Here is a 12330-nt window from a genome sequence, read left to right on the forward strand (position 1 = left end):
ATCAAAACACAGTTTATACAGCCAATTGCCGATCGTTTATCGGTAATTGGTTGTTTTATTTCGTTTGAATACGAATGTTGTTATAAATAAATGTATTCTTTGACAGTGCGTTCTAAAATGGCGATCGTGGTTTGATCAATGCTGTTAAGATAAATAAAACGTTTGATAATTTAGTGAGGAATGAAACGATTCGATGGAAGCATTATCAGCGGACGTCCCTTTGCGGGATATGCTCATGGTGTTTTAACAGATTTCTGATACTAGTAAGATGTATATGATCACTATGTAACACGAAGTTCTCAGGTATGTTGGCAGCTGATCAAATGTGTATAAAACAAAGTTTCTGTCCTGCTTATCTCCAAACGCAAAAGCAATAACTTCTCCATTGTATACATCCAATATACTGGAAAGGTCCAATTTGTTCTGTCCATAAGGCAAAAATACAAGATATACGTTACTAGTTTTTCAAGAATTTGATCAGACTGTTAGTTCCCACTAATATATTATCGACCACGCATATGACTGTCCATTCTTCTTAAGCTTTTACATATTAGCCCCGCATTGCCACTGATTTTTCTGCATAATTACTTGAACCGTTTTATGGTTGATTCGCATCCCCTTTTTAATATGGCTGTGATTTCCGATATCCATATTGATACTTGTGCTGTCCACAACGTGCCGATTTGTTTTCCCAAATGTTTTTGAGGTGATTTCTTCTTCCAACGAAAATAAGACGCTCGTGAGATACCTAAATGAACACAGATATCCTGCACGATCATTCCGCTGTGCAATACCTCTGCAAGTTTGACAGTTTTAACACTTATTCTGTTTTCTCAGGTAACTATTCTCTGTCTGCAGCTTCTCTAAATTCGGAAGTATACTCCGGCCCTTTTCCGAAAATGTGTATTGCTTCCAACAGGTTGTTCGAATCGATGTTATCCCCAGCCTTGAGCCATCTAACACACGTCTAAACCTGCGTCTTATTCTTGATATTCAATTTCTTAATGTTTTCTTTCATAGGCACGCCTGCCAGTCTCATTTCTACAGCCTTCTGTTTAACTTCAACCGGATCACTCACTCTTGTTCCCATAGAAAAAACACCTCCTAGTCTTATATCGGATAACAACTATCCGTTTCCAAACTAGAAGGTGTTTCATTTATGGGTCAGCCCATATCCAATAGCTTTAACTTTTAAACAAACATCGCTCCGGCGGCCAATACGAGCAGGATGGATAAACCTGCAATCGGAATGATATTTGCCAAAGATTTTTGTTTTTTCTTTTCTTTTTCAGGATGAGCTAGATCTTCTTCGGACAAAACCTTTTTGCGACTTGCTAATTGCTCTTTTTTATATTTGTCTTTCTCTTTTTTGGAAAGCTTTTTAAACCAGCTGATAAATTCTTTATATTCCTTTACGACCGTCTTTGTGTCATCAAACATGCGAAGCTCGCCATTATCGATCCAGGCGACCCGATCGCAAATTTTCTCGATTTGACCGATTGAATGGCTGACAAAGAAAATGGTTTTCCCTTGATTTTTAAACTCAGTAATTCTGTCGACACATTTATCATAGAAGGTTTGATCACCTACTGATAACGCTTCGTCAATAATTAAAATATCGGGATCAATATGCACTGAGATCGCAAAGCCAAGCCGGGATTTCATTCCGCTGGAATAGCTTTTGACCGGCTGATTGATAAACTCACCGATTTCTGCAAATTCAACGATGCTTTCATACATCTCATCAATTTCTTTATTTGTGAGACCCATCATTAAACACTTGAGACGAATGTTGTCTCTGCCCGTCAGCGCATTGTTTAATCCTGCGGAAATCGCAATCAGAGAAGGTTGCCCGTTCATTTCAATTTCACCGCTTGTCGGCGGAATGATTTTTGCCAGCAGGTTGGACATCGTCGATTTTCCCGATCCATTAATCCCCACAAATCCGATCGTCTCCCCTTCGTACACGTCAAAGGAGACATTCCGAACAGCAAAAAAACTTTTATCCTTATTCGGAAAAAACAGCCCTTTAATTTTATCCGATTGTTTTTCATAAAGCTGATACTGTTTTGAAACATTTCGAAACGAAACTTTTAGTTTCATCTTTAAAATCTCCTTACGTATTAAAGAAAGTCAACAAACCTATCCCTGAATTTCATATGCAGGACAGATCCTACGGTCAAGAGCAATAATGTGAAAGCCCAGAAATACAACGTGTATGTTATATCTTCGAAGAACCAGCTTCCGTCGAAAAAGCTGCTTCTAAATCCATCTAAAATATAAAAAAGTGGATTCAGTTTAATAGCTGTTAGTAAAACGGGATGCTCTTTCCCTAACTGATGTGCTATATCCCAAAAGATAGGCAACAAAAAAAACAGCAGCCTTGTCACAGATTGGAGCAAAAACTGATAGTCCCTAACAAGCACACTAATGGTTGAATTAAACAAACTAAAGGCAAACATAAATATAACCATACAGATAAAATAGTAAATGTATTCAATCCAATGAAGACTTGGATAAATACCAGACGCTATTAATGCAACGATATAAATCACCATCATCACAAAATAGCTGAACAGGTTTGCCACAATCGCTACTGAAGGAAGCGAGCTAATTGGAAAATTCATTTTGGCCACCATGTTGATTCGCTTATATACACTGTTTGAACCATCTAGAATCGTCGGGCTGATAAAAAACCACGGAATCAAACCAGCTAGCATCCAAATGATAAAAGGTACTTGTCCGACGCCTGTAATCATCTCACTGCTCTTTCTGATCCCGATCCCAAATACAAACCAATATGCCAACATTTGAATGAGCGGATTCAAAAACTGCCATAATACGCCCAAATAATTCATTTGATATTTTGATTTTGTTTCGTAAGCTGCTAAACGCAAGATTAAAGGAAACGATATTACTTGTTCTTTCAGTATTTTCACTAATGCATTCATTCTAATCTTCCTTAAGGGATTAAGATTTGGGCTGCAAAAGAACCCTATTAAAAGCACTGCTCTTTATTGTAACAGATGATCAGTTTTTTTTCACATTTGGAGACCAATTCAGATCACACAAAAGCTTTAAACTACGGAACCACTTTACCGATTCAGTGATACTAAAAAGCAAATGTTGAGGCAAATGCCTCAACATTTTCTGTTAGTTCAAAACTTTGTAGAAGCTATCCATAGCTTTTTTATTATACTCATTATAATCAAAGGCTTGCGTAACAGTATTAGTCTCTGTTCGTACTGTTTTTAAACCAATCTCAAGTCCAGCTATACTATCATCTACTAAGGTTCCGTATCGGCCGTTTTCCAAAACTGTTCTATTGGCAATAATGTCAGTAGCCAATATTCTCATTCCTAAAGTCATTGCCTCTAATAATACCATTGGTTGTCCTTCATAATGAGAAGACAGTACAAAACAGTCGCACATTTTCATGAAACCAAACGGATTTTCAAGTTGTCCTACCAGAAAGACGTGATCTTGAAGCTCTAAACTGTCCACTATTCTTTGGAGATCTTTCCTTAAAGGGCCGTCCCCTAAAATATAAAGCCTGCTATCGGGATAACTCTGAATATGAGTATGAAAGGCATTTATTAGATTATCTTGCCCTTTTTCAGGAGAAAGTCTTCCCATATTAACAAAATTGTAATTACTTTCAGATGGATTAGGAATAAGAATCTTACCCACTTTTATTCCAGGAGGCTCAATTACATTTAAAGATTTGCGTCCTACCCATCCCAACACTTTATTATTTAAGACTGCTTTGCAAAAAGTGCCTTCTTGTGTAAGAGCTTCTTCAACAATTTGCACTTCTTCTTTGTCGAATTTTTGATAGTCCTCTATAGGTTTACATCCAGGTAAATCAAAAGGTTTATTATAAATAAAATCAGTTTCACTTAAGTTCACAATCGCATCGTATTCCACTGCTACGCTTCTTGCAATGACAGGCTCTTCTATAATATTAAAGGCTCTAGAGTCCAACCATCCAATCGCTTTTCCATCTGCAAAGAATCGGTAGTACTCCCCTTCTTTTGTCTTGTGGCTTTTCTTGATTACAACTATGGTATCGTTAAACTCTTCAGCAGATGATATTTCTTTACATCCGTTATTAGGATAGGCTTTGGTCCAGATTGTATAATTTTCGCCATTTGTAATAGTCGCAAATAAATTCATCTTTGTTTCTTCTAATGTTCTGTTCTCCAGCCCTTGGATAATCTTTGAGTGTTTTTCATAATTTTTCCGCTTAATCTTAGCTTTCTCATTGTTTATCGCAGATTGTTTCTCTGTATCCGACTCATACTCTTTTACAATTTTCAAGGCTGAGTTATCAATCCATCCTATTAATATATCATTTATATATATTCTGCTGTAGAAAGAATGCTGAGTTCTGACTTCTTTATCTACCTCAACGATAATTCCTTTATATTGTTTGCTGGAAGATACTTTTTGTACATTTAATGTTTTATAAGGTTTATTCCAGATGTCGTTTCTATTTGGGTGTTGAATGACCGCCAGCCTATTGACTTTCTTTTCAAGTAAAATACTGTCTGGCAATAATTCAAAAGCCTCTTGGTTCAACCATCCAATAATACTGTCATTTATAGTAAATTTATAAAATACGTTTCCATCATTAGTATGTGCTTCTCGTATAATGACGACTTCTTTATTTTCAAAATCCTTAGCGGGTGTTAACTTTTGATTCATCTCATCATACAGTGAATTGATAATGGAGAAACCATCGACATTTACAATCTTTGCCCTTGCTTTAAAACTTTTAATGGCTATGATTTCATCATGATTTTGTTCAGCGATTGCTGAATTCTCAGTGTCATTTTCTTTTAAGTGTTCGCTCCCGAGAATTTTTTCAGGATTAATTGAGTTCATTATATAATCAAATTTATCCTCATCCGCATAAATAGAAAGATTCTTTTTGTTTAACTCCATCGTTCCCTTTGAAACACTTACCAACTTATCAAATTTATTATAAATAGAGAATAATCCTCTCAGATTGATTTTGTGCGGTCGCCGTCCATTTACCAATCTTTCACTATCTGACAAGAGGTCATTGTGCATGTAACAAATCTTCTTTTTTGCATCAGCGCTAACTAAATATTTGGCCCAGTATAAGCTGTAACCACTGAAGTCAATTATATAATCAAATTTAGATTTCCCAAAAAGTCTTTTATGTTCTCTTAAATATGCATCCTCCGGGTACAACTTCTTTTCCAGTTTCCCGTTAGCTCCTCTATTGTGAACCAGCTTATCTTTGTATACATCAAACAGCGTGTAAACTGGTAAACCAGGCTTAAATATAAATCTAACATTTTTATTCACTTTGCTGATATTGTTAAGAACCTCTCTTGAGTGCGGAGTTTTCATAAAACAGCTTACATCATATTTATCAAAGTCAATATTATTCATTAAATTAAGAAAGGAAGAAGTAATGCCGTTATTTTTCATTCCTCCGGGATAGATCAAGATCTTTTCTTTCTTTTTATCCAGATCTGTTATTACATTCAATTGTCCTTTATTTTTAAAGATTTTCTCAACTACTCTTTTAGTAACATTTCCGTCATCGTGATTTGTAAATTTCACTTTATTCTTTTTATAATTTGTTTCAAACTCTGCTTTCACTTTATCAATATTGCCAATCGCTTCGACTAATTCCCTTACATTGTATAGGACAGGACCCGGAAGATCTTCATTGTTAATATATTTTCCTCGTTGTTTATTGTAGTCATCCGCATCCCACATATAAAACAAAATTGGCCGATCAGTAACAAGAAAATCAAAAAATATACTGGAATAGTCAGTTATTAATATGTCAACAGTACTTAACAACTGGTTAGTGTCAATAAAGTCAGGTATCAGTTTTCCTTTTAGTTCTGAAACTTTGGAAGCCTCATTATATAAGAACGGGTGAACTTTAATTAATACATTATATTCACCGCCAATTTCCCCCTCCAAATAATTCATATCAGAAATAATTTGAAAAACGTCGTTTTTTACTTTTGATACACTATTACCTTTCCATGTAGGAGCGTATAAGATCGTTTGTTTATTGTTTGAGATCTGTAAACTTAAATCTTTTAAATAACTTTTAAACTCTTCAGAGTTGGTATTAAGGGTAAAATCGATCCTTGGATAGCCTTCTTCAATAATCTCACCACTGTACAGACCATTTAACTTATAGCTGTTTACATACATATTAGTAGTATGCTTGTTGGGACTCAGCAGGTAATCTGCACTTATAAAGTTTCTAAGTACGTTTTGTGAATGTGCTGGATTTCCGGGAATATCAAATCCCATGCTTTTCAGCGGCGTTCCATGCCACGTGTTTATATATACTTGTTCTTCCTTGCATATAAAAAATGACTGTAACGTTGAGTTATTGATTAAATACTTTGCAGTAGCTAAATATTCTAGGTATTTATCTGAATTTCTTTTAACAAACTCAACATTCGGCATATCTTTATACTTGGAGATAACCGGCTCGAGCGCTTCAAAATCTGCAATAGTCCAAATATGCTTATAATTTTTGAAATCTGGATTTTTTATTAAAAAGTCAAATATTGCAAAAGGACTGTCAGTGATACTATTCCCGTCACGGCTTTCATACAAGATCGTGTTATCAACAACACTCAACTTTTTATAAAATTTAGCGTATTTATTGTTTCTTCTATGATTTCCTTTTTTGAGATAGTTCTCAATAGGGTCTTTAATGAATTTTATTTTTCTTTTCAAAACTTTTTTGTTCATTATTTTTCTTGTCTCCTTCAGGATTAATACGTATTCTATTATTATAAGAAGTTTTTATTTGTAATTTAGTTTATTTGTATATGGATTCCGATACATTTTCATATTATGAAAAATCAGATTTTCCCAGTGATTATTAATGGCAAGAAAAAAAGAAGTAACATACATCACTTCTAAAAAAATGTTACCATCCCAAACTAATTACCATTGAAATTTTAACACTCTCGTAAAAAATATTAAACCTGTTTTTATTCTGCAACATCTGTTGATCTCACAACATATCCAGATACTATCTAAAATCTTTGACTGTTGATTACTTTTATGATAAATATTAGAATAGCATAAGTTTACTTAAAAGTTAAGACTATATAAGCAATTAAGAACCCTGCTTTTGTAACATTTTACCCCAAAACTTTTTATTCTCATGGGGAATATTGGATAGTCCAGCATAATTGGCCCTCGAATTTTCCCTTCTGAAAATTTCGCCTTTTTTCTCTATTATGATCAGAAGATATTTTACAAAAAAGCCATTACAGAAAGCAATGGCTTTTTTGTATTTATTTAAATACAATTTTCACTACTTTTTCCGAAGAGTTGCCCGTCTCAAGGTAACAAAACCTTTCATAAAAAGGTTCAAAAATGTCAGGCAGGCGATAGTCAGATGTCTCTGTTTCCTTGATTTTCTCAATTACTCCCTCAGTCGTTTTGACTAACGGACCTGGTGCTTCTTGTTCAAAGTCAAAATAAAAGCCGCGCAGCTTGTCACGATAGGTTTCAATGTCTGGAACGAAGAAAATCATTGGACGTTTCAAATTTGCGAAATCAAAGAATACTGAAGAGTAATCTGTAATTAACAAATCAGATACCATATAAAGTTCGCGAATATCTTCATATGCTGAGAAATCATATGCGAATCCTTTGTACGGTGAAAGGTCAAAGTTTTCCGCGACTAAATAGTGCATTCTTAAAATGATGACGTAATTATCGCCGATCTCCTCTCGCAGCTTTTCCATATTCAAATCAAGGTCAAATTTGTATTTTCCCTTTTTATAGAACTGATCGTCCCGCCATGTTGGTGCATATAAGATAACCTTTTTATCTTCGGGGATATTCATTTTTTTCTTTATGGCCTTCATTGTTTCCGGGCGGTTGTCTGTATACAGAAAGTCATTCCTTGGGTATCCGGACTCAATCATTGTTTTGTTAAATTGAAAAGCGCGGGCAAAAATCTCGGTTGAATATCGATTCGGGGATATTAAATAGTCCCACTTCGATGCTTCTTTAGTGAAATTTTGCTTGTACTTCTCAGTGTTGGTGCCCGGCATGTGCACTTCTTCCATATCGACGGCAAGCCTTTTCAGCGGAGTCCCGTGCCACGTCTGCACATATGTCGTGTGCTTTGGTTTGGGTATCCATAAAGGGAGCCGGCTGTTTACAACCCAATATTCCGCCCTTGCCATGGCGAACAGCCACTTCAGCGTGAATCGGTTAATATAAGGGACATTTTTTTCTTCAAAAATTTCTGTATAACTCGGATTTACACTCCATATTAAGTTGTATTCCGGGTGATGTTCCTTCATATATTCATAAATTGCTCTTGGATTGCAGCTGTACTGCTTACCGGCAAAGCTTTCAAAAATGACGGTTTTCTTTTTAACAGGCAGTTTGCCGGCCAGTCCAAAAGTAAAATAGTATGCCCTCTTCACCATGCCCGAAATCTTTTTCTTTACTTCATTCTTGCCTTTGCGGATGACTGACATCAGCCTTTTACCTTTTCCTTTGGCAAAATAAACCGCACGGGTTCTGATCGTGTAATCATTCATTCTTAGACACATGCTCCGTTTTCGCTTCTGCGGATAAATGTGAAAACGAGCCGGTCCTTTTTTTGTGTCAACAATTGAAAAACTGTCTATATCATCAATCAGCCTGAATGCCCTGCTTTTTATAATGATTTCCTCCCCTGTTGCAGCATCTTCACCTACGTATTCTATATAAAACTGAAAGAAAGCAGGCATCCTGTTTTCTTCATATAGCTTTTTCAGATCAATTTCCACCTCAAACCCTACGGTATGATCTGAAGAATCAGCTGATAGATCGCCGCGCTGAACGTCTTTTAAAGGGAAATCAAAAAACCTCTCCTTATCGTTTTGGCTAATTTCCTTTAAAACCAGCTTTCTGCTTTTTACTATTGAACGTTCTTCAGCATCTAGCAGAAAAGTATAGCCTCCGATCATTAATTTTCCGTCGGAGCATAACTTCATGCTGTCTGGTTCAGCCACTGCTTTACTTCGTAAAACATCGAGAGCGAAGTGGCCTTTTAGGGTCTTATACGGTAAATAAATGAACTGATTGGCTCGATCCTTATGCCAAGACAGCTCGATCGGTTTTGATGCTGTGTAAATCCTCTTTTTACATTGATATTTTTTATTATTTTTATATAGTACATAAAAATCAATGACCGCTTCGTCTATCATCAGGTTAGATAGGTCATCTAAAGATACTTTCGCTGCTTTTAACTGCTCTGAATCGCTTATTTTGTTACATGTTACACGCATGTCTTTTTTCGTATTGCGGTTAACTGCCAAAACATCGACATGATCAAGAGAGACAGAACTTTCGAACACAAAATAGAGGCCAGTATCATTAATTTTTATTTCCAGCAGCTGAAATTTTATCGGAATTGCACTATCCATAAAGTCTGTCTACTCCTCTTTTTTTATTCAAAAACAAAGCTGTTCATACTTATTATATTAAAATGACTCGTATACGAAACAAAAAGCACTTCTTATCTTTTTTAAGAAGTACTTTTTTGAATTTTTATTATGCTGAGCCGACATTAAAGGTTCGCGATTTCCTCTTTGATCTTCGTCGTGGAAATCCCTTCGGTTCTCGGGAGGTAAACAACCTTGCAGTGGTCCTTCAGGAAGTCGAATTTCCCTTCCCAGTCATCCCCCATGACAAATACATCGATATCATGATTGATCACATCTTGTACCTTTTGATCCCAGTTTTTTTCCGGGATGACTTCGTCTACGTAGCGGATCGTTTCAAGAATCAGCTTGCGGTGCTCATAGCTGTGATATGCTTTTTTCTGCTTTTGAAGATTGAATTCGTCAGTCGAAATCGCTACGACTAGATAATCCCCCAATTGTTTTGCCCGTTCCAATAACTTGATATGTCCCCAATGTAATAAATCAAACGTTCCGTATGTGATGACTTTCTTCATTGTCATGCGCTCTCCTTTCTAATCTTAAGGCGAAAAGCTATATTAATATATCAAAAACACTCGATAAGTTACATTTATTTCACAGGTCTTTACTGATCATTCATTATAGCACATCGCCTATCAAACGTTAAGTATTGTTTAGTGTAAATGAAATTCCAAATTTTATCTAAAAAAATTTGAACCTTTTCTGAATAAGACGTAAAAAATCTAAAACTAATGTAAAGATATTGTTAAACTTTTATGAATGATCTATGCTAAAATATACGTTAGACCTCCTGAATTTATGGGCTGGTCTCTTAATCTTCGACTATCATACATTCGTATATACTTACACTTCTTAAACCGGAAGGAGGAAAAAACTATGCTGCAAACGGAAACGGTTCATCATCTTGCATATGTTAACGGGGATTTGCCCGGATTTTTGAGTCATCTTGAAGAATCCTTTATCGACCGCAATGAGGGGGCATTTATCGCAACGGTAAACCCTGAGATCGGGTATGCGGCTGCAAAAGACAAGGATTATTTTAAAACAGTTTCATCTGCTGACTTTATCCTGCCTGACGGAATCGGCATCGTCCTGACGTCAAGGCTGATCAACAGCAGATTAAAATCGAGGATCGCGGGGTACGATGTATTTATCAACCTTCTCGGCCTGGCTGACCGCAAAAAGAAAAGGGTATTTTTATACGGGGCCAAACAAGAGATTATTCAAGCTGTTGCAGATCGGCTTTCAACCGAATATCCCGGAATTGAGCTAGCCGGATACTCGCACGGCTATGTCAAAGACAAAGACGAAGTTGCGAAGCAAATCGCGGCTGCCAAGCCTGACATGGTTTTTGTGGCTCTCGGATATCCTCATCAGGAGAAGTTTATTTATGAACATAAGCATCTATTTCCTCAGGCGATTGCGATCGGCATCGGCGGGAGCTTCGACGTTTTCAGCGGAAAAGTGAAAAGAGCGCCGAAAATATTCATTAAGCTTAATCTTGAATGGATGTACCGCCTGCTGACCAATCCGACAAGGTGGAAGCGGATGCTGAACATCCCGAAATATGTCTTTTCCGTTCTGAAAGAGGAAAGAGTTCAAAAACAGCGGCACTACTATCCGGAGCAGATCAAAGAACAATCTAAAATCGATGTGTAGAAAAGAGTTTGAGTAACGAATGAATATACGTTCTTTATTGGTTATGATTTACTCGGCCGGTCTCGCTTTGACCGGTTTTATTTTCAGAAGGATAAAAGCTCGCGATAGAGCTGTATTGCTTGCTTCCTTTCCGGATAATGCGCGCGAGCTGCTTGATGAGTATGTCAGCAGCAGCTGGCCGTTTGAAATGGAAGTCCTTTTTACAAGGCACGCCGTTTCCCTTGCAGATGAATATCCTTCTGTTCGATCGCAAATAATCAACGAGAAAAATCCGATTCATCTCATTAAAGCCGTATACCGGATGTTTAGGTGTAAATTTGTGTTAACGGATAATTATTTTCTGCTGACAAGTGTTTTGAATAAACGTCCTCAGACGACATGCATTCAAATTTGGCATGCGTCCGGCGCTTTGAAGAAGTTTGGACTCGAAGATATCGGAAACCGCTATCGATCCGCCGGAGATATCAAACGGTTTAAAAAGGTGTATCGTTCATTTGATCATATCGTTGTCGGCTCTGAAAAAATGGTGGATATTTTCAAGCGGTCATTCGGAGTGAAAGATGACCGTTTTTTGCGGACGGGTGTTCCGTTAACTGATGAATACTTTCATGTCAAAAGAAAAACAGCTGACCGCCCGAACCAAAAGCTTATTCTGTATGCGCCGACATACAGGGACTATTGTTTGACGTCCATTCGTCTCCCTTTCTCTAAGGAGCAGCTCTCCAGAGAACTGAAGGGAGAATTTTTGCTACTGGTCAAACTACATCCAGCCGTGCGGAAACAGATTACTTTTGAAGAACACGAAGGGTTGATCAAAGACGTATCAGACGTTCCGTTAAAGAATTTGCTGATGGAAAGTGACATCCTGATTTCCGACTACTCGTCAGTTGCCTTTGAGTACGCTTTGTTAAATAAACCGATTTTGTTTTTCACGTATGATATGGCAGAGTATAATGAAAAACGCGGACTGATCGATGATTTTGAAGCAGTCATCCCCGGCAGAGCCTGCATGGACACCGAAATGCTGTTGAAAGAAATCAAAGAAATGTCCGATACAAAGGAAAACTTCAAGAGGTTTGCGAAAGAGTGGCATCAATATTCAACAGGTGATGCCAGCATGCGCCTGTTGAACTTTATGAGCGAGCATATGACAGAAAATGAAAAAAGACCGGCCGGTTCCTAATGGAACATGGCCGGTCTT

Annotated in this window: 6 protein-coding genes and 2 pseudogenes; 2 read left to right on the forward strand and 6 right to left on the reverse strand. The window is 36.9% G+C overall.

Translation table 11 applies throughout. The features are described 5' to 3' along the window. Positions 1-55: 55 nt before the first annotated feature. The 6 genes and pseudogenes from ACFVP7_RS19580 to tagD form a co-directional block, all read right to left on the reverse strand. Positions 56-1090: pseudogene (locus ACFVP7_RS19580) on the reverse strand (IS3 family transposase). A 107-nt stretch (positions 1091-1197) separates the two neighbouring features. Continuing rightward, positions 1198-2103 (reverse strand): annotated as a pseudogene (gene tagH / locus ACFVP7_RS19585) (teichoic acids export ABC transporter ATP-binding subunit TagH); the annotation flags it as partial. Positions 2104-2123: 20 nt separating this feature from the next. Further along, complete coding sequence (locus tag ACFVP7_RS19590) at positions 2124-2951, reverse strand: ABC transporter permease (protein ID WP_251233123.1); 828 nt, start codon at positions 2949-2951, stop codon at positions 2124-2126. 202 nt (positions 2952-3153) lie between these two features. Further along, entirely contained in the window at positions 3154-6762 is a 3609-nt protein-coding gene (locus tag ACFVP7_RS19595; protein ID WP_338731190.1) for a CDP-glycerol glycerophosphotransferase family protein, read from the reverse strand. A gap of 554 nt (positions 6763-7316) precedes the next feature. Continuing rightward, the gene (locus ACFVP7_RS19600; RefSeq protein ID WP_338731192.1) at positions 7317-9452 is read right to left on the reverse strand and encodes a CDP-glycerol glycerophosphotransferase family protein; all 2136 of its coding nucleotides are present in this window, start codon (positions 9450-9452) and stop codon (positions 7317-7319) included. 143 nt (positions 9453-9595) lie between these two features. Continuing rightward, positions 9596-9985 carry a glycerol-3-phosphate cytidylyltransferase gene (gene tagD / locus ACFVP7_RS19605; RefSeq protein WP_116315785.1) on the reverse strand — a complete coding sequence of 130 codons (390 nt, stop codon included), beginning with the start codon at positions 9983-9985 and terminating at the stop codon, positions 9596-9598. A gap of 364 nt (positions 9986-10349) precedes the next feature. On the opposite strand from tagD, the gene ACFVP7_RS19610 reads away from it, so the two are divergent. Next, positions 10350-11129 (forward strand): WecB/TagA/CpsF family glycosyltransferase, encoded by a 780-nt coding sequence (locus ACFVP7_RS19610; RefSeq protein ID WP_043858968.1) that lies wholly within the window; start codon positions 10350-10352, stop codon positions 11127-11129. Positions 11130-11148: 19 nt separating this feature from the next. After that, positions 11149-12312, forward strand: a complete 1164-nt coding sequence (locus tag ACFVP7_RS19615) for a CDP-glycerol glycerophosphotransferase family protein (RefSeq protein ID WP_116315784.1) — start codon at positions 11149-11151, stop codon at positions 12310-12312. Positions 12313-12330 lie beyond the last annotated feature (18 nt).

Source organism: Bacillus sp. SG20033 (genome assembly GCF_044570195.1).
Lineage (GTDB): Bacteria > Bacillota > Bacilli > Bacillales > Bacillaceae > Bacillus > Bacillus subtilis.